The sequence below is a fragment of the Aquisalimonas sp. APHAB1-3 genome, assembly GCF_048323695.1.
Lineage (GTDB): Bacteria > Pseudomonadota > Gammaproteobacteria > Nitrococcales > Aquisalimonadaceae > Aquisalimonas.
This window is the reverse complement of sequence record NZ_JBLWFT010000002.1, coordinates 281318-299478: the sequence shown is the minus strand read 5'-3', so window position 1 is coordinate 299478 and position 18161 is coordinate 281318. Positions and strand designations below refer to the sequence as shown.

General features: G+C 67.2%; 19 protein-coding genes. 9 read left to right on the top strand and 10 right to left on the bottom strand.

The features are described 5' to 3' along the window. The first annotated feature begins 132 nt into the window (after positions 1 to 132). Genes tal through ACNSTU_RS06640 form a run of 3 tightly spaced genes read left to right on the top strand, consistent with a single transcriptional unit; the run spans position 133 to position 2484 of the window. Positions 133 to 1236: a transaldolase gene (gene tal, locus ACNSTU_RS06650; protein WP_290633792.1), complete on the top strand. Its 1104-nt coding sequence runs from the start codon at positions 133 to 135 to the stop codon at positions 1234 to 1236. Further along, positions 1233 to 1625 (top strand): Co2+/Mg2+ efflux protein ApaG, encoded by a 393-nt coding sequence (apaG, locus tag ACNSTU_RS06645; protein ID WP_290633790.1) that lies wholly within the window; start codon positions 1233 to 1235, stop codon positions 1623 to 1625. The genes tal and apaG overlap by 4 nt, the downstream gene beginning before the upstream one ends. 16 nt (positions 1626 to 1641) lie before the next feature. Then, positions 1642 to 2484 carry a symmetrical bis(5'-nucleosyl)-tetraphosphatase gene (locus ACNSTU_RS06640; RefSeq protein ID WP_290633788.1) on the top strand — a complete coding sequence of 281 codons (843 nt, stop codon included), beginning with the start codon at positions 1642 to 1644 and terminating at the stop codon, positions 2482 to 2484. A gap of 32 nt (positions 2485 to 2516) precedes the next feature. Here ACNSTU_RS06640 and ampE read toward each other — a convergent pair whose 3' ends face one another. After that, entirely contained in the window at positions 2517 to 3392 is an 876-nt protein-coding gene (ampE, locus tag ACNSTU_RS06635; RefSeq protein ID WP_290633786.1) for a regulatory signaling modulator protein AmpE, read from the bottom strand. A 14-nt stretch (positions 3393 to 3406) separates the two neighbouring features. Continuing rightward, on the bottom strand, positions 3407 to 4018 hold the full coding sequence (gene ampD / locus ACNSTU_RS06630) for a 1,6-anhydro-N-acetylmuramyl-L-alanine amidase AmpD (RefSeq protein WP_290633784.1): 612 nt from the start codon (positions 4016 to 4018) through the stop codon (positions 3407 to 3409). Between the two features lie 93 nt (positions 4019 to 4111). Between ampD and ACNSTU_RS06625 the strand changes: the two genes are divergently transcribed. Continuing rightward, a complete protein-coding gene (locus tag ACNSTU_RS06625; RefSeq protein ID WP_418212187.1) occupies positions 4112 to 6160 on the top strand; it encodes a thioredoxin domain-containing protein in 2049 nt (682 codons plus the stop codon). A gap of 58 nt (positions 6161 to 6218) precedes the next feature. After that, positions 6219 to 7070, top strand: a complete 852-nt coding sequence (locus tag ACNSTU_RS06620) for an HDOD domain-containing protein (RefSeq protein WP_290633761.1) — start codon at positions 6219 to 6221, stop codon at positions 7068 to 7070. On the opposite strand, the gene purD is transcribed toward ACNSTU_RS06620, so the two are convergent. The 8 genes from purD to ACNSTU_RS06580 all read right to left on the bottom strand — a co-directional run bounded on the left by purD (position 7043) and on the right by ACNSTU_RS06580 (position 14851). After that, complete coding sequence (gene purD, locus ACNSTU_RS06615) at positions 7043 to 8356, bottom strand: phosphoribosylamine--glycine ligase (protein WP_290633759.1); 1314 nt, start codon at positions 8354 to 8356, stop codon at positions 7043 to 7045. The genes ACNSTU_RS06620 and purD overlap by 28 nt on opposite strands. Positions 8357 to 8410: 54 nt before the next feature. Next, the gene (gene purH, locus ACNSTU_RS06610; RefSeq protein WP_290633757.1) at positions 8411 to 9988 is read right to left on the bottom strand and encodes a bifunctional phosphoribosylaminoimidazolecarboxamide formyltransferase/IMP cyclohydrolase; all 1578 of its coding nucleotides are present in this window, start codon (positions 9986 to 9988) and stop codon (positions 8411 to 8413) included. Between the two features lie 75 nt (positions 9989 to 10063). Further along, positions 10064 to 10354, bottom strand: a complete 291-nt coding sequence (gene fis, locus ACNSTU_RS06605) for a DNA-binding transcriptional regulator Fis (protein ID WP_290633755.1) — start codon at positions 10352 to 10354, stop codon at positions 10064 to 10066. Positions 10355 to 10473: 119 nt separating this feature from the next. Further along, on the bottom strand, positions 10474 to 11496 hold the full coding sequence (locus ACNSTU_RS06600) for a DUF3426 domain-containing protein (protein WP_418212186.1): 1023 nt from the start codon (positions 11494 to 11496) through the stop codon (positions 10474 to 10476). A 52-nt stretch (positions 11497 to 11548) separates the two neighbouring features. Beyond that, entirely contained in the window at positions 11549 to 12433 is an 885-nt protein-coding gene (gene prmA, locus ACNSTU_RS06595) for a 50S ribosomal protein L11 methyltransferase (protein WP_290631577.1), read from the bottom strand. A gap of 9 nt (positions 12434 to 12442) precedes the next feature. Continuing rightward, entirely contained in the window at positions 12443 to 12775 is a 333-nt protein-coding gene (locus tag ACNSTU_RS06590; RefSeq protein WP_290631575.1) for a hypothetical protein, read from the bottom strand. 198 nt (positions 12776 to 12973) lie between these two features. After that, complete coding sequence (gene ppa, locus ACNSTU_RS06585) at positions 12974 to 13507, bottom strand: inorganic diphosphatase (RefSeq protein WP_290631573.1); 534 nt, start codon at positions 13505 to 13507, stop codon at positions 12974 to 12976. Between the two features lie 81 nt (positions 13508 to 13588). Beyond that, complete coding sequence (locus ACNSTU_RS06580; protein WP_290631570.1) at positions 13589 to 14851, bottom strand: 6-phosphofructokinase; 1263 nt, start codon at positions 14849 to 14851, stop codon at positions 13589 to 13591. Between the two features lie 176 nt (positions 14852 to 15027). Between ACNSTU_RS06580 and ACNSTU_RS06575 the strand changes: the two genes are divergently transcribed. Genes ACNSTU_RS06575 through ACNSTU_RS06560 form a run of 4 tightly spaced genes read left to right on the top strand, consistent with a single transcriptional unit; the run spans position 15028 to position 18152 of the window. Next, entirely contained in the window at positions 15028 to 15513 is a 486-nt protein-coding gene (locus ACNSTU_RS06575) for a hypothetical protein (protein ID WP_418212185.1), read from the top strand. Positions 15514 to 15547: 34 nt separating this feature from the next. Further along, a complete protein-coding gene (mpl, locus tag ACNSTU_RS06570; protein ID WP_290631566.1) occupies positions 15548 to 16921 on the top strand; it encodes a UDP-N-acetylmuramate:L-alanyl-gamma-D-glutamyl-meso-diaminopimelate ligase in 1374 nt (457 codons plus the stop codon). Then, the gene (locus ACNSTU_RS06565) at positions 16918 to 17538 is read left to right on the top strand and encodes a flavin prenyltransferase UbiX (RefSeq protein ID WP_290631564.1); all 621 of its coding nucleotides are present in this window, start codon (positions 16918 to 16920) and stop codon (positions 17536 to 17538) included. Before mpl ends, ACNSTU_RS06565 begins: the two co-directional genes overlap by 4 nt. Before the next feature lie 5 nt (positions 17539 to 17543). Beyond that, complete coding sequence (locus ACNSTU_RS06560) at positions 17544 to 18152, top strand: LON peptidase substrate-binding domain-containing protein (RefSeq protein WP_290631562.1); 609 nt, start codon at positions 17544 to 17546, stop codon at positions 18150 to 18152. The last annotated feature ends 9 nt before the right edge of the window (positions 18153 to 18161 follow it).

Sequence of the window (18161 nt, the reverse complement as noted above, 5' to 3'; positions counted from 1 at the left end):
CTCGGACCACCCCCGACGGCACCACCCTTTTTGGGGCGCACTCAAACCGTTAGACTACACAGTCCAAGTCACCGGCGGTGTCTGCCGCCGGCCTATCATGACACGCAGCGCAGGTTGAGGCCTTTTCGCCCCATGAGCACGAATCCCCTGAAACAGCTGGGCACGCTGGGACAGAGCGTCTGGTACGACAACATCCACCGGGACATGCTGACCTCGGGTGAACTCACTCGCCTGGTCACTGAAGACGGCCTCCGCGGGGTGACGTCCAACCCGACCATTTTCGACAAGGCCATCTCGGGTGGTGACACCTACGACAGCGCCATCGCGGGCGCACTCCGGGAGGAGCCGGAGCTCACGGCAGCGGAGCTGTTCAATCATCTCGCCGTGGCCGACATCCGCGATGCGGCCGACGTCCTCAAGCCGGTCCACGATCGCACGGACGGCACCGATGGCATGGTCAGCATGGAGGTGTCCCCCGCGCTGGCCCATGACACCGACGGCACAATCGCGGAGGCCCGCCGTCTTTGGGCCTGGCTCGACCGGCCCAACGTCATGGTCAAGGTTCCCGCCACCGCAGCAGGGGTGCCAGCCATTGAGGCGCTGATCGCCGACGGCATCAACGTCAACGTCACCCTGCTGTTTTCGCTGCAGCGCTACAGCGAGGTGGTGGACGCCTACCTGGCCGGTCTGCAGCAGCGCGCACGCCGTGGCGAGCCCGTGGCGCACGTCCGGTCCGTGGCGAGCTTTTTCGTCAGCCGCGTGGACAGCGCCATCGACCCCCAGCTCACCGGCGCCGGCACGACCCTTCAGGGCAAGGCAGCCATCGCCAACGCCCAGTGCGCCTACGCGCACTTCGAGTCGGTCTTCGACGGCAGCCGGTTTGCCGACCTGCGCGAACTGGGGGCGCAGGAGCAGCGCCTGCTGTGGGCGAGCACCGGCACCAAGAACCCGGATTACAGCGACGTCAAGTACGTGGAGGCGCTGGTCGGTGACCGCACGGTCAACACCCTGCCGCCGGCGACCTATGACGCCTACAAGGACCATGGCCAGCCGCGGGCACGCATCCACGACGGCATCAACGACGCACCGGACACCCTGGCGCAGCTCGAGGCCGCCGGTATCGACCTGCGGGCGGTGACCGACTCCCTGGAGGCCGATGGCGTGAAGGCGTTTCTCGACTCTTACAACAACCTGCTGCGCAGCCTGAACGACAAAGCCGAGACACTGGCCGCATGACAACGGATATCAGCGAACAGCGCTATCACATCGAGGTGGACGTAGAGCCCGCCTACCTGGACGACGAATCGGAGCCCGAGGAGGACCGCTTCGTGTTCAGTTACACCGTGACCATCCGCAACCTGGGCGATGTCTCTGCAAGGCTCATCAGCCGCCACTGGGTCATTACCGACGCCAATGGCGAAGAGCGGGAAGTCCGTGGCGAAGGGGTCGTGGGCGAGCAACCCCATCTGGAGCCGGGACGCGGCTTCCGTTACACCAGCGGCGCCATGCTGGAAACGCCGGTCGGCAGCATGCACGGCACCTACGAACTTCTCGCGGACGACGGCGTCACGTTCACGGCGGAGATTCCGCCGTTCACGCTCGCCGGCCCGCGCACGCTGCACTAGGGGCCTGATCACAACCGTGGCCGTTTACTGTATCGGGGACATCCAGGGCTGTAACAGCGAGCTGCAACGGCTGCTGGAGCAGCTCCAGTTCGATCCGCAGCGGGATCTGATCTGGTTCGTGGGCGACATCGTCAACCGCGGCCCGGAGTCCCTCGATGCCCTGCGCTTCGTCCACTCCCTGGGCGACAGCGCCGTTACCATTCTCGGCAACCACGACATTCATCTGCTCGCCGCCTGGCGTGGTCACGCCACGCTGAAGCCGGCCGACACCCTGCAGGAGGTGCTGGACGCGCCGGACGCGGACGACCTGTTGCACTGGCTTCGCCGGCAACCGCTGATGGTCGAGGATGCCAAACTGGGCTACGCCATGCTGCACGCCGGGCTGTATCCGCGCTGGACGCTCACTGAAGCGCGCGAGTACGCCCGTGAAGCGGAGACCGCCCTGGCGGCGCCGGAATCCGATTTCGACGCCTTCATGGCCAATCTCTACGGTGACCGCCCCGATCGCTGGTCACCGGAGCTGACGGGCTGGGACCGGCTGCGCTTCATTGTCAACGCGTTTACCCGGATGCGCTACTGCGATGCGGAGGGACGCCTGCTCATGGACTACAAGGGCGCACCGGAGACACGTCCCCACGGGTACGTCCCCTGGTTCGAAGTCCCTGGACGCCGCCCCGTCGGCGAGCCACTGACGGTGGTCAGCGGCCACTGGTCCACGCTCGGGTTCGAGGAAGGCGACGGCTTCGTCGCCATCGACACCGGCTGCCTCTGGGGCGGAACGCTCACCGCCATCCGCCTGGATGGCACGCGCGAGCGCACCGCCTACCAGTGCCCCGGAGCACGACGCCCCGGCGGCTGAAGCCCTGCACGATTCCAGGCGCGGGCAACGCCTCAGCCGACCCAGCCCGCAAGGCTGAGGACGGCAATCACGGCCAGCCAGATTACCAGCGTGCGGAACAGCAGGCTTTGCCCTTCGCGCAGCCAGTAGGCCGGGTCGTCCAGCGCAGCATCGCGTTCGGGAAAACGCAGCGCCCCGAAACCGGCCCCCTGCAGCGCGGCACGGTGGCCGTCACCGTCACCGGAACGGGCCAGTTGCCAGCCACGCCAGGCGTCGCCCAGACTCCCTGCAAGCCCCAGCGAGAGGGCGGTAAGCCGCGACGGCAGCCACGCCAACAGCAGGAACAGGCCGTCGGCACTGCGGCGGAACCGCGGCCCCGGATTCGCCGAACGGGCAGAGTAACGCCAGGCCAGGTAACTGACCCGGTAGAGTACGATCCCCACCGGCCCCAGCAGCAGGAACCAGAAGACCGGCGCGAACACGGTATCGCCGGCACGCTGGAACGCCCCCGCGAGCGCGTTGCGAGTCTGCGGCGTGGGATCATCGGCGACGACCGTCCCCGGCGCCAGCTGTCCCGCTTCCCTGGCCGCCTCTTCCCGCTGTCCGGCCGCCAGGGCGCGGGCCATGCGCTTAAGCGCAGCGTCAACACGGCCCTCACCGAGCGCCCAGAGCAGCAACCCGAGCCCGAGCACCAGTTCCACCAGGCCAAGGAGCGCGTCACCCAGCCAGAGCTGCACGACGCCGACAATCAGCACCGGTGGCAGCACGACGACGGCAAGCCCGACGGCGCCATCCCAGACCCGCCACTCCTCGATCCGCTCCTGCAGCCCGCCGAGAGCCCGCAATTGACGTTGCTCGTCGCGCCAGGGCAGATGGCCGTCAACACGCCCATGCAGCCACAACGCGACGATAATGGCGATCAGGTGCATAATCCCGTGATTCCTTATCGCTGTGTCGTGTCGGTTGCCCCCCGCCACCGTTCGCCGGTGGCCCGGTCAATCTCGCGCCCGAGCCGGTACCAGTCGAAGGCCGCGCCGGGATCGGTCTTGCGCCCCGGCGCAATGTCGCTGTGGCCGACAACACGCTCCCGGGTCATCGCCGGGTACGCCCGCAGGATCGCGCCACACAACGGTCCGAGCACGGCGTACTGGCGCTCGCTGTACGGCACGTCGTCGCAGCCCTCGAGCTCGATGCCGATGGAGTAGTCATTGCACTCGTCACGGCCGCACCAGCTCGAACGCCCCGCATGCCAGGCGCGGCGATGGAGAGGGACGTACTGGAACAGGGTGCCATCACGCCGCAGAAACAAATGGGCACTGACTCGCAGATCGGCGATTCCGGCGTAATACGGATGGTCCGCCGGATCCAGCGTATTGGTGAACAGCTGATGGACCCCCTGCCCGCCGAACTCGCCGGGCGGAAGGCTAATACCGTGGAGGACGAGCAGGTCCGGCGTCACACCGGCGGGCCGCTCGTTGTGGTTCGGCGACCAGGTCTGCACCGCCCCGGTGATCAGCCCGGTTTCCGGATTCACCACCGGTGTGTGCAAAGCCATCCACTGCCTCCAGGGTCGGGTGGGTCCGCCCGCGATGGTATCATTCCCCTTCTTACCCCGATGCGGCCACACGCGCATGCCGCCGGAGACGCCATGGAGACCACGCAACGCAACCGGCTCGGCGAGGCCACCAGCCCCTACCTGCAGCAGCATGCGGGCAACCCCGTGGCCTGGTACCCCTGGTGTGACGAAGCCCTGGAGCTGGCGCGACGGGAAGACCGCCCGATTCTGCTCTCCATCGGCTACGCGGCCTGCCACTGGTGCCACGTAATGGCACACGAATCCTTCGAGGACGCGGACACCGCGGCCGTCATGAACCGGCTGTTCGTCAACATCAAGGTGGACCGTGAGCAGCGCCCCGATCTCGACCGCATCTACCAGATCGCCCACCAGCTGCTGACGCGGCGCCCCGGCGGCTGGCCGCTGACCGTCTTTCTCACGCCCGGCGACCAGGTGCCCTTCTTCGCCGGCACCTACTTTCCCCGCGAACCGCGGCACGGCATGCCCGGGTTCGCCGACCTGCTCGAACGGGTCGCCGCGCTTTACCGCGACCGGCGCGACGCGCTGCGTGAGCAGAGTGCGGAGGTGGTTGCGGCGTTCCAGTCCATCAACGCCGCCCCGGGCGCCACCGACACTCCACTGGACCCGTCACTTCTCGATCAGTCGCGGGAAGCGCTGGCTGCCGAGTTCGATGCCACCCATGGCGGTTTCGGCAGGGCGCCGAAATTTCCACAGGCGCCCCTCATCGACCGACTGCTGCGCGATTACGCCGCCGCACCGGAGCGCCGCCGCGAATCACTGCACATGGCGTGCACCACGCTGCGCCGCATGGCGCTGGGCGGCATCAACGACCAGATCGGCGGCGGGTTCGCCCGTTACGCCGTGGACGATTACTGGATGATCCCGCACTTCGAGAAGATGCTCAGCGACAACGGCCTGCTTCTCGCCCTCTATACGGACGCCTGGCAGGCGACCGGAGATCACCTGTTCAGCCGGATTGCCAAGGAGACGGCGCAGTGGATGCTGCGCGAGATGCGGTCCCCGGAAGGCGGGTTCTATTCCGCCCTGGATGCCGACTCGGAAGGCGAAGAGGGCCGCTTCTACGTTTGGACGCCGGAGACGGTGCAGACACTGCTCGCGGACGCGGACTATCCGCTGTTCGCGGCACGGTTCGGCCTCGACGACCCGGCGAACTTCGAGGGCCGCTGGCACCTGCACGTCCAGGCGTCGCTCTCTGAACTGGCGAAACGGTTCCACCTGCCGGTCGATCAGGTCCGCGATCGACTCGATGCGGCGCGCGCGCTCCTTTACCGGGAGCGTGCCCGGCGCGTCTGGCCGATGCGTGACGACAAGGTGCTCACCAGTTGGAACGCCCTGGCCATTCGCGGACTCGCCCTCGCCGGCCGCCTGCTGGATCGCCCGGACTTCGTCGCCGCCGCCGACCGTGCCCTGGGTTTCGTGCGGGAATCGCTCTGGCAGGACGGCCGCCTCATGGCCAGCTGGCGGGAGGGAACCGCCGAACTCCCGGCCTATCTCGACGACCACGCCTTTCTGCTCGATGCCGTCCTGGAATTGCTGCAGTGCCACTGGAACGATGCCACCGCGGCGTTCGGTGACGAACTGGCCGAGCGGCTGCTGGCAGGATTCGAGGACGCGGAGCACGGCGGCTTCCTGTTCACCGCCCACGATCACGAAGCGCTCGTGACACGCAGCCGGCCGCTGACGGATGACGCCCTGCCCGCGGGCAACGGCGTGGCGGCCCGCGCCCTGATGGCATTCGGAGCACTGCGCGGCAACCCCCGCTTCCTCGCCGCCGGCGAACGCGCCGTGCGCAGCGCCGCCCCGGCCATGGCGCGGGTACCGCATGCGCACGCCACGCTGCTGAGCGCGATGGAACGGATTCTCGAGCCCGCACGCATTGTCACGCTGACCGGTGATGCCACGGAGACCGCCGCATGGCAGCACGACCTGGAACGGTACTACGCTCCCGGGAGGCTGGTGTTCCGGTATACGGGCAAGACCGGAGCCCCGGTCCAGGCGACGGTGTGCGAGGGCACGGTCTGTCGGGCAGCACCCGGCTCGGTGCACGACCTGCGCGCCTGGCTGCATGCCCCGCGCGAACACCAGCCGGCCAACGACTGATCGCACGCCGGGATCTATACTGGTAGGTTACGGTCCCCCCCGACGCGAGGACACCTCCATGACGCCGGACACCATGATCTCCAGGCTGCGCAGCCTGGACTCGCTGCCCGACGCCTATTACCGGGTCGAGACACTGATCGCCGACCCCTATGCCACGGTGACGGCCATCGCCGACACCCTGCGGGGGGATCCGGCCATGGCGAGTCGCGTCCTCGGGGTGGTGAACAGTGCCTTCTATGGCTTCCCGACCCGTGTGGACACGATCCCCATGGCCATCACCATCATCGGCACGCGCGGCCTGCGCGACCTCATGCTCGGCATGTCGGTGACCCGTGCGTTCCGGGGCATCGGGACCCAGCTGGTCAGCATGGAACGCTTCTGGGAGCACGCCATCTACTGCGGGCTGATGGCACGGGCCCTGGGCAGGGAAAACGGCCAGCGGGACGCGGAGCAGCTGTTTCTCGCCGGCCTGTTCCACGATCTCGGCAAGCTGGTCATCTACCACGTCATGCCCAACGAGGCCGCGGCGCTGCTGCGGGAGTTCGCCACCAGCGAACACCCCCTGCCGGAGCTGGAGCGGCGTCACCTGGGCTGCACGCATGGCGAAGTGGGGCAGGAGCTGTTGCGGCGGTGGAACCTGCCGGAGCTGTTTCAGGAGGCGGCCGCCTGCCACCATGCGCCGGAGCAGGCCATTACCCACCCCGACACCACGGCCCTGGTTCACGCAGCCGACGCCCTCACCCGCAAAGTGGAGCCGGGGTACGGCTTCGAACCCAGGGATCGGGAACCCCCCATCCACCCCGACGTGCGACCGCTGATCCCGCAGGATCCGGAGACCATGAACCGTCTCCGCCTGACCGTCGATCTGGAAACCGTGGAGCTCTACGCGTTGCTGTTCGCGGAGCCGTGATCGCCGTCGCGGCGGATAGCGCGATGACCAATATCCCGGCGGCAGTAGACGCCATCCCAGTGAATCGTGTCCACCAGCGCGTAGGCACGGGCCTGGGCATCGGCTGTGGTCTCGCCCAACGCGCAGGCGCACAGCACACGCCCGCCACTGGTTACCACATTACCGAGTTCGTCGCGTGACGTCCCCGCGTGGAAGACCTTCGCCCCCGGCGCGTCCTGCTCGGGCAGTCCGGTAATGATGTCTCCCTTGCGGTAGCTGCCAGGGTAACCACCCGCCGCCAGCACGACACCGAGGCCCACCTGCGGTGACCACTGCGGCGTGACCGTGTCGAGCCGACCGTCGATGGCGGCGTCGCACAAGGCCGTCAGATCCGACTCCAGGCGCAGCAACAGCGGCTGGGCTTCGGGGTCGCCGAGTCGACAGTTGAACTCGAGCACGCGCGGCTCCCCCTGTGGCGAGATCATCAGCCCGGCGTAGAGAAACCCGCTGTAGGGAATGCCTTCCGCTGCCATGCCCCGCACGGTCGGCTCGATCACCTGCCTCATAACCCGGTCATGGACGTCTGCGGTGACCACGGGCGCCGGCGAATAGGCCCCCATACCACCCGTGTTGGGGCCGGTGTCGCCCTCGTCGCGCGCCTTGTGGTCCTGGGATGTGGCCAAGGGCAGGATGTGCTCGCCATCCACCATGACGATGAAGCTCGCTTCCTCGCCTTGGAGGAAGTCCTCCACCACCACCCGCGCGCCGGCATCCCCGAGCGCGTTGGCCTCGAGCATGTCATTGGCCGCCGCCAGCGCCTCGTCCACGGTCTGCGCCACGACGACTCCCTTGCCGGCGGCCAGGCCGTCGGCCTTCACCACCAGCGGCGCACCACGCTCGGTGATGTAGTGGTACGCCTCGGTACTGTCGGTGAACGTGGCGAACCCGGCGGTGGGAATGGCGTGGCGATCCAGGAACGCCTTGCTGAACGCCTTCGACCCTTCGAGCTGAGCCGCATCGGCGGTGGGCCCGAAGCAGCGCAGGCCGGCATCGCGGAACGCATCCACCACACCCACCACCAGCGGTGCTTCAGGGCCGACGATCGTGAGGCCGATGTCGTAGTCGCGCGCCATTGCCACCAGCGCGGGCACGTCTTCCGCGCCCACCTGCACGTTGGTGCACTTCGGCTCCAGGGCCGTGCCCGCATTGCCCGGCGCCACGTAGACGCGCTCGACACGCTCCGACCGCGCCGCCGCCCACGCCAGGGCGTGCTCACGGCCACCGCCGCCAATGATGAGTACGTTCATGGTGTCAATGCGCTCCCCGTTGTGTGGGTTCTCTGCCAATGACCGCTGCGCCGATCAGTGCCGAAAATGGCGCATGCCGGTGAAGACCATGGCAATGCCGTGCTCGTCCGCCGCCGCGATCACCTCGTCATCGCGCATGGAGCCGCCGGGCTGGATCACCGCCCGGACACCAGCCTCCGCCGCTTGGTCAATACCGTCCCGGAACGGGAAAAACGCGTCGGACGCCATCACCGCACCCTGCACCTCCAGCCCGGCGTCCAGCGCCTTGTCCCGTGCCAGCCGGGCGCTCCAGACCCGCGACATCTGTCCCGCGCCGATGCCCACGGTCTGCCCGTCACGGCCGTAGACGATGGCGTTCGACTTCACGAACCGCGCCACCTCCCAGACGAAACGCAGGTCCGCCAGGGTTGCCGCATCGGGCTGCACCTGCGAGACCACCTTCAGCTCCGAATCGGGGACCACCGCGATGTCGCTGTCCTGAATCAGCAGGCCGCCGGTCACCCGCTTGTAATCCTGCTGTCCCTGGCGCTCCGCGGGCCACTCACCACAGACCAGCAGGCGGACGTTCTTGCGCGCGGCGACGATATCGGCGACACCGTCGGCCACGTCCGGGGCGATGATCACCTCCACGAACTGCCGCTCGACGATCAGCCGGGCCGTGTCGGGATCCAGCGGCCGGTTGAACGCGATGATGCCCCCGAACGCCGACGTCGGGTCGCAGGCGAAGGCGCGGTCGTAGGCAGTGCGCAGATCAGCGGCCGCCGCCACACCGCAGGGGTTGGCGTGCTTGACGATGACGCAGGCGGGCTCGGAGAACCGCTTTACGCACTCCAGCGCCGCATCGGTGTCTGCCACGTTGTTGAACGACAGCGCCTTGCCCTGCAGCTGCCGGGCCGTTGCCACGCAGGGCTCCGCGGGGGCGCGCTCACGGTAGAACGCCGCCGACTGATGGGGGTTCTCGCCGTAACGCATCTCCTGGACCCGGTGGAACTGCAGATTCAGGGTGCGCGAGTGGCCCTCCGGCTCAAGGCGCTCATTGAGGCGCCCCAGATAAGAGGCAATGGCGCCGTCGTAACCGGCGGTATGCTCGAAGGCTTTCACGGCCAGCTCGAAACGCAGCCCGAAGTCCAGGGCATCCTGTTCCCGGAGCATTTCCAGGACCCGATCGTAGTCTGCCGGGTCGGTCACCACGGCAACGCCGTCGTGATTCTTGGCCGCCGCCCGCAACATGGCCGGGCCACCGATGTCGATGTTCTCCACAGCGTCGGCAAAACTGCAGTCCGGACGCGCCACGGCCGCCTCGAACGGGTAGAGATTGACCACCAGCAGGTCGATGGGGGCGATGCCGTGCTCGTCCATGACCGGCTCGTCCGTGCCGCGCCGCCCGAGCAGGCCGCCGTGCACTTTCGGGTGGAGCGTCTTCACGCGCCCGGCCATGATCTCCGGGAATCCGGTCACGTCGGAGACGTCCTGCACCTCCAGCCCGTCCTCACGCAGTGCGCGCGCCGTGCCCCCGGTGGAGATCAACGCCACGCCCCGCACTGCGAGGGCCCGGGCAAACTCGACGATACCGGTCTTGTCGGAGACGCTGATCAGTGCACGGCGAACGGGACGGGGACTGGAGTCAGTCATGGTGAGCGGTAACCTCGCGGATAAGGAGATGAAAGCGGGGCGTCAGTATAACGAATCATGCCGAGCCGGATCGGCTCAGGTCTGGATGTCGTACTGGAGCAGTTTCTTGCGCAGGGTACCGCGGTTGACACCCAAGAGCCTGGCGGCACGGGTCTGGTTCCCCTGGCAGTGATCAAGCACGGCGCGCAGCAGGGGCGGCTCCACCTCCGCGAGCACCAGCGCATGGATGTCAGTGCAGTCGTGCCCGTCCAGCTGGCGAAGGTAGTCGCGCACAGCCGTATCGACGCAGGCCCGTATCGGGCCGACCCCGACCTCTTCCTCGGCGTGGGTATCGGCTTGCTGCAATCGACTGACCTGCTCGCTCATTGCGTCCGTATCCTGGATTCTGTGCCGCGACCAGCCGGGCGTGCCCGGTGACAAGAAGGGCAGCATGATACCCCAAACCCCAGCACCGACAAATGCCGGTCCGGCCCGTAGGGCGAGCGTCAACGGAGATGGAACAAATACTGCCGTGCGCCGCTGCCCGGATCTTCCAGCACCAGCCTGACACGGATCGGGGTGTTCGGCGGCATCCCCTGCTGCCACCGCTCGGCGTACTCCGCATCGCCGAGATAGTCGCTCGGGTGGAACCACCGCTCCCCGGCGACATCCTGATTATCATTCAACAAGGATAGCTGGAGCAAAGGGAATGGCTGACGGAACGCCGCCTCGTTCACCAGCGATGCAGTGGCCACCAGGGCATCATCGCGCTCGGGATGATCGCTCACTTGCCCGCGAACGAGACGGATGCGGTCGACGTCACGGGGCAGGGGCAACTCGCATCCCGCCACCGCGCACAGTGCTTCCAGGGCGGGTCGCCAGCGGGGGTCGGCCGCAAGCGTGTCGCGCTGCACATAGACAGCCTGAAGACCCAGCGCGAGCGCCAGCAGCAGAATGCCGCCCAGCCACACCCCGCGGGACCGCCGACGACGCGCGGCGTCATGCTCGGTGGCTTCGATCTCCAGTCGTGCGAGTTCCTGCCAGTCGTCGGCGAGCCGGGCGGCCGCGTGGGGGTCGAGTTGCAGTGACGAGCGCCCGTCCCGGCCGGGAACCACCGCCACGGGCCCGGACACCCAGTCGATTTGGCGACGCGGCCGGAACACACGCCGCTCTGGTTCGGGCTCTGGTTCGGGCTCTGGTTCGGGCTCTGGTTCGGGCTCTGGTTCGGGCTCTGGTTCGGGCTCTGGTTCGGGCTCTGGTTCGGGCTCCGGTTCGGGCTCCGGTTCGGGCTCCGGTTCGGGCTCCGGTTCGGGCTCCGGTTCGGGCTCCGGTTCGGGCTCCGGTTCAGGCTCCGGTTCAGGCTCCGGTTCGGGAATCAGGACAGCCAGGCTGTCCGGGAGGTCCATGGCGAGACGGCGGCGGGCGTCGAAGGTCTGCAGACAGTAACCGCACCGCACCGTGCCGTCGGCCTGGAACAGTTCGTCGTCGATGCGGAACACGGTGGCACAGGTCGGGCACTGCGTGTACATGGAAACCTTCGGAGCATGCCCCATGGCGGTCCTCGCCGAATTGCCAGCCTTCTCAGGTGTCGCGCCGCACCCCGGTCAACAGCGTCCAGCCATCCTGGAACCGGGGCGCTTCGAACGCCACTTGTGGCGCATAGGCCGCGATCACCGTGTCGGCCTGCTGCTCCAGGATACCGGAGAGCGCCACACGACCTCCGGGCCGCACCAGCGCCATTAGCCGCGGCACCATGTCGATCAGGATACCCGAGAGGATATTGGCCACCAGCAGGTCTGCCACCGGCGGATCGGGCTCATCGTGGCGCAGCAGGTGCAGCCGGTCCGAGACCCCGTTCCGCTCGGCGTTCTCGCGACTGGCCAGCAGGGCCTGCGGATCGTTGTCCACTCCGTGCGCCTCCGGGGCACCCAGCAACAGCGCCGCAATAGCGAGTATGCCGGAACCGCAACCGTAATCGAGGACACGCGTGTCCGCCAGCGGCTGCGCATCCAGCCAGCCCAGGCACAGTGCGGTCGTGGGGTGGGTGCCGGTGCCGAACGCCAGCCCCGGGTCCAGCTTGAGGTTGACCGCATCCGCTTCCGGCGGCGGGTGGGTGCTGGGACAGACCCACAAACGGGAGCCGAAGCGCATGGGTGCGAAGGTATCCATCCACGCCCGCTCCCAGTCCTGGTCCGGCAGAGTCTCTTCGCGCCATGCGTCGATGGTGCCGGCCCCCAGGGCGTGCTCCATGCCGGAACGAATCCCTGGAAGGTCGGCATCCCCGTCGAACAGCGCCAGAACGACCACGTCCTGCCATAGCGGACTCGTCCCGAGATCCGGCTCCAGCACGGGCTCTCCGCCCGGATCCTGAAAGGTCACGGAGTGGGCGCCGCGATCCAGCAGTATGGATTCGGCTCGCGCACAGGCTGCCGCCGGCAGCGTGCACCGGATCTGACGATGATGCATGGATGATCCCTATTCGCCGCGCGCGACCAGATCCGCCGCCTGCGCCCGGGTAAAGAACTCGCCCTGGCGCTCGAACCCGGCTTCGAGCGAGGCCTTGACGCAGGTCACCTGGCCGGAATCGCTGCGCTCGGTCACGACTTCAGGGGGCAGGCCATCGAGGCAGTGGAACGGACAAGGCGCCCCCCTGGCGTTGAGCGACGGGTAAACCGTGCCCGTTTCGGCGTCCTTGAACGCCGGTCGGAAACCCAGGCAGCGATTGTTCTCGCTGACCCCTCCGGTGGAGCGATAGACCCGGTTTTCCTCTTCGAGACGCTGCTTGCCCATGACCTCAGCCATCGCCATGAAGCTCACCCCGCCTATCCGGTTGCCGCGACCGGGGGCGCAATAATTCAATTGCCACCCCCGCCTTGGTGCACTGCAATAACGCACCGATTATAGGCCTGCTGCAATCCGTGTCCACCCCTGCGGAATTCCATTCCGCGCACTGGACTTAACTCCATCGCACCACAAGTGGGCACGGATTGCACGCCCGAAAGGGCCTCAGGCGCCGGAGTTGTGGCGCTCGACGGCGCTGAGCAGCTCCTGGCGGGCCGCGTCTGCACCTTTCCAGCCGTCCACACGGACCCATTTACCCTTCTCCAGGTCCTTGTAATGCTCGAAGAAATGCGCAATCTGCTCGAGGAGGATCGGCGGCAGGTCCGAGGGTTCCTGGACGTTGTCGTACAGCGGCGAGAGCTTGCTCACCGGCACGGCGATGATCTTGGCGTCTTCGCCGGCCTCGTCGGTCATCTCAAGAACACCCACGGGGCGGCAACGGATCACGGAACCGGGCACCAGGCCGAACGGCGCAATCACCAGCACGTCGGCCGGGTCGCCATCGCCGCAGAGGGTGTGCGGCACGTAACCGTAGTTGCAGGGGTAGTGCATGGCTGTGGCCATGAAGCGATCCACCAGCAGGGCGCCGCTGTCCTTGTCCACTTCGTACTTGACCGGATCCGCGTTCTGCGGAATCTCGATGATGACGTTGATATCGTCGGGCACCGACTTGCCCACCGGGATATTGTCCACGTTCATGTTGAACCCCCTCGCATTTGGCTGTGACTGTGGTCCACGGCCTTGGCCGGCCGCGGATTGAGGCGCATTGTACAGAAATCGTCAGATATCGAACGGCGTGCCCAGCAGCCGCGGAACGGAGACATTCTTCAGGGTGATGTATGTGGGCAGACCGTCGCGATACGGCGGGTAGTCCTCACCCTGGATCAGGGGCCGCAGGTAGCGACGGGCCGCATCGGTAATGCCGAATCCATCCTCGGTGATGTACTCGGCGGGCAGCTTGCGCTCGACGTTCGCGACATCGCTCAGCGGCGCGGCCCCGATCTCCCACTGATAGGGGTCGTCGGCCTTGCGCACAATGGTGGGCATGATGGCATTCCGCCCTTCGATCGCCATTTCCACGGCCGCGCGCCCCACGGCGTAGGCCTGATCCACATCTGTCTTCGAGCCGATGTGGCGGGCGGCCCGCTGCAGGTAGTCCGCCACCGCGCAGTGATACTTCAGACCCAGTTCGTCTTTGCACATCTGCGCGATCACCGGCCCGACACCACCCAGCTGCGTGTGGCCGAAGGCGTCCTGACTGCCGCTGTCGGCGATGAACCCGCCATTGGCGTCGCGCAGACCTTCCGAGACCACGATCACGCAGTAACCGAAGCGATCCACGCTGTCGCGCACGCGGTCCAGGAACGCCTGCCGGTCAAAGGCCACCTCGGGCAGGAGAATCACGTGGGGCGGATCACCGGAGTGGTCGGCAGCCAGCCCCGCGGCGGCGGCAATCCAGCCGGCGTGCCGCCCCATCACTTCCAGTACGAACACCTTGGTGGACGACTCGGCCATGGAGCGCACGTCCAGACCCGCCTCCAGGGTCGATACCGCCACGTACTTGGCCGTGGTGCCAAAGCCGGGGCAGCAGTCGGTCACCGGCAGGTCGTTGTCCACGGTCTTGGGAATACCGACGCAGGTGATGGGGTAGCCCATGCGCTCTCCCAGCTGCGAGACCTTCAGTGCCGTATCCTGGGAGTCACCACCACCGTTGTAGAAGAAGTAGCCGATATCATGCGCGGCGAACACCTCGATGAGGCGCTCGTACTCGAGCCGGTTTTCCTCAAGGCCCTTGAGCTTGTAACGGCAGGAGCCGAAGGCACCGGCCGGCGTGTAACGCAGTGCCGCGATGGCTTCGGCGGGCTCCTGGCCGGTGTCGATCATGTCTTCCCGGAGCGCGCCGATGATGCCGTTGCGGCCCGCATAGATGTTGCCGATCTGATCCGGGTGCTGGCGCGCGGTCTCGATCACGCCGCAGGCGCTGGCATTGATGACGGAGGTGACGCCGCCGGACTGAGCGTAGAAGGCGTTCCTCGGAGGCATGGACTGGTCCTCGCTGGATTGATCTGTCGCGGTGGTGAAAAAGCGCCGCAAGGATAGCTCAAACAGTCACGATACCGAAATCCCGGCCGGCCAATCGGTTGCCGCAATGGCCTGACACACCGACCCCGATGGCGGGTAGAATCCGGCTGCGAAAGCCGCCGCCGGAGGGAGTCTGCATGACCGACCTGTTTCGCACGCTGTTGCGCATCTGCCTGTTCCAGTCGGGCCCCCAGGACATGCCTGCGGCCACGTCGATCCTGGCAGTACTGATCGCCCTCGGCTGGGGCGCCAGCATTCTGGTGCTGGAACAGCTGGGAGCCGCCGGCCCGGTGGCGGTGGAAGTGACCTTCGCAACGGCTTTCGCGCTGCTGTTCACATGGCTGGCGCTGCGGCTCCGCCAGCTGCCCAGCCGTTTCACACAGACCGCCTCCGCGCTGTTCGGCACCGACCTTCTGCTGCTGATTCCGGCCACACCGCTGCTGCTCGCCACTGCCGGCGGCGAGGCGCCGACGCTTCAGCTCGCCCTGCTGGCACTGTGGCTGTGGAGTATCGCCATCAAGGGGCACATCTTCCGGCATGCGCTGGACATCCCCGTCAGCGGCGGGATCGCCGTTGCGGTGCTGTATACGCTGTTATCCTTGTTCCTGAACGGCGGGGCCTGACGCCAACACCCACCTGCGAAGAGACGAGCGCTCCATGCACGTACACATACTCGGAATCTGCGGCACGTTCATGGGCAGCCTGGCACTGCTCGCCCGGGAAGCTGGCCACCGGGTCACCGGCTCGGATCGCGGCATCTATCCGCCCATGAGCGACTTGCTCGCCGCCCAGGGCATTGCCGTCACCCCGGACGACGACGCGGGACAACTGGACCCCGCCCCGGACTGCGTCATCATCGGCAACGCCCTGTCACGCGGTCACCCGCTGGTGGAAGCGGTGCTGGAACGCCGCATTCCGTACACGTCGGGGCCACAGTGGCTGGCTGACAACCTGCTGCAGCAGCGCTGGGTCCTGGCGGTGAGCGGCACCCACGGCAAGACCACCACGGCCGGCATTCTCGCCTGGCTGCTGGAAGACGCCGGACTGAACCCCGGCTTCCTGATCGGCGGAGTGCCGGGCAACTTCGATGTCTCGGCCCGGCTCGGTAGCAGCCCGTTCTTCGTAATCGAAGCAGACGAGTACGACAGCGCCTTTTTCGACAAGCGCTCGAAGTTCGTCCATTTCCGCCCGCAGACGCTGGTGGTGAACAATCTGGAGTTCGATCACGCGGATATTTTCCCGGACCTGGAGGCCATCCAGCGGCAGTTTCACCACCTGGTGCGCACCGTTCCCGGCAATGGGCGCATCATCGCCCCGCTGCAGGATGCCGGGGTGCGCGACATGCTCGCCCTGGGCTGCTGGAGCGAGCTGGAAGCGATGGATGACCCGCATGGCTGGCATCTAGTGCCGGACGACGGCGGCCACACCGTCGCCGAGGGCGAGACCGGCCATGGCCTGCTGGACTGGCACCTCCACGGCCGGCACAATGCCAGCAACGCCTTGGCGGCGCTGCTGGCGGCCCGGCACGCCGGTGTACCCATCACCCAAGGGCTCGCCTCGCTACCCGGCTTCCGCGGTATGCGCCGGCGTCAGGAACTGCGGGGCGAGGTCAGCGGCATTCGCGTGCTGGACGACTTCGCCCATCACCCAACCGCCATCCGTGCCACCCTGGAAGCGCTGAAACCGGCGCGAGAGGGGCGCCTGCTCGCCGTGCTGGAGCCGCGCTCGAACACCATGCGCCTGGGCACCCAGCGCGCCGCCATTGCGCCGGCCATGACGGCGGCGGACAGTGTGTTCCTGTTCCAGCCAGAGGGCATCGACTGGTCAGTCAGTGAACTGGTGGCCGCCATGGAGGCGCCCGCCGACTGGTCCGACGATCTGGACACCCTTGTTACGCGCATCGTCGCCGATGCCAGCCCGGGCGATACTATTGTGGTCATGAGCAACGGCAGCTTCGGCGGCATTCACGAGCGCCTGCTCCAGGCGCTCGCCAGCCGGCATGCCGCCACCGACTCGGGAGCGCGAACATGACCCTGCGCGACCATGGCGTCACTCTCGCCTTCACCGGCGCCTCGGGCGCCCAGTACGGGCTGCGGCTGCTAGCCTGCCTGCTGGCCTCGGATCGCCCTGTGCAACTGCTCATCTCCGACCCGGCACGGGTCGTCATCGGTTTGGAGACAGATGAGCAGTTGCCCGGACGCAACCGCGACGCGGTGCGTTATCTGTCTGAGCGCTACGGCGCCCGAGAGGGACAACTGCAGGTGCTCGGCCAGAGCGAGTGGACGGCGGCGTGCGCATCAGGCTCGGGCGCACCACGACGAATGGTGATCTGCCCGTGCACCACCGGCACGCTGGCCGCCCTGGCCGCCGGCACCAGCAACAACTTGATCGAACGGTCAGCGGACGTCATTCTAAAAGAGCGCGGGGAACTGATTCTGGTGCCGAGGGAGATGCCATTTTCCTCCATTCACCTGGAGAACATGCTGCGGCTGAGCCGGGCAGGCGCAACCATCATGCCGCCGAGCCCGGGGTTCTACCATCACCCCGAGCGCATCGAGGATCTGGTGGATTTCGTGGTCGCACGGATCCTGGACCATCTGGAGATCCCGCAGGACCTGATGCCCCGCTGGGGCGAACCAAGCGGATAACGGTGATGAGCGAGCGCCACCCGGAGACGTTGCACAACATTCCCATTTTCCCGCTGCGCACGGTGTTGTTCCCCGGCGGCCCGATCCCGTTGCGCATCTTCGAACCGCGTTATCTGGACATGATCAGCCGATGCCTGCGCACCGATTCGCCGTTCGGCGTCTGCCTGATCCGCGAGGGCCGGGAGGTGGGCGGTGCATCCACCCCCCACCCCTTGGGGACGCTGGCGCGCATCGTTGACTGGGAACAGGGCAGGGACGGCCTGCTCGCCATTCTGGCCCTGGGAGGGGACCGCTTCGAGATTACCGACACGTGGCTGGCCCCGAACCGGCTCCGAATGGCTGACATTCTCACTCTGCCCAACCCCGACCGGATCAGCCTGCCGCCGCAGCCGGACGACATCGTCGAGCTGCTGGACCGGGTCATGACCATGAACAGCCTGGGCTACCAGCACTGCACCCGCAGCGACCGAGACGCGGAGTGGCTGGGCGGCCGGCTGGCAGAGCTGATGCCCGTCACCCTGGAACGCAAGCAGCAGCTCCTGGCGATGAACGATCCGCTTGAGCGGCTGCAGGCGCTGCAGGAGCTGCTGCCCCAGCTGCGCCTGCCGGAATAGCCGCCCCGG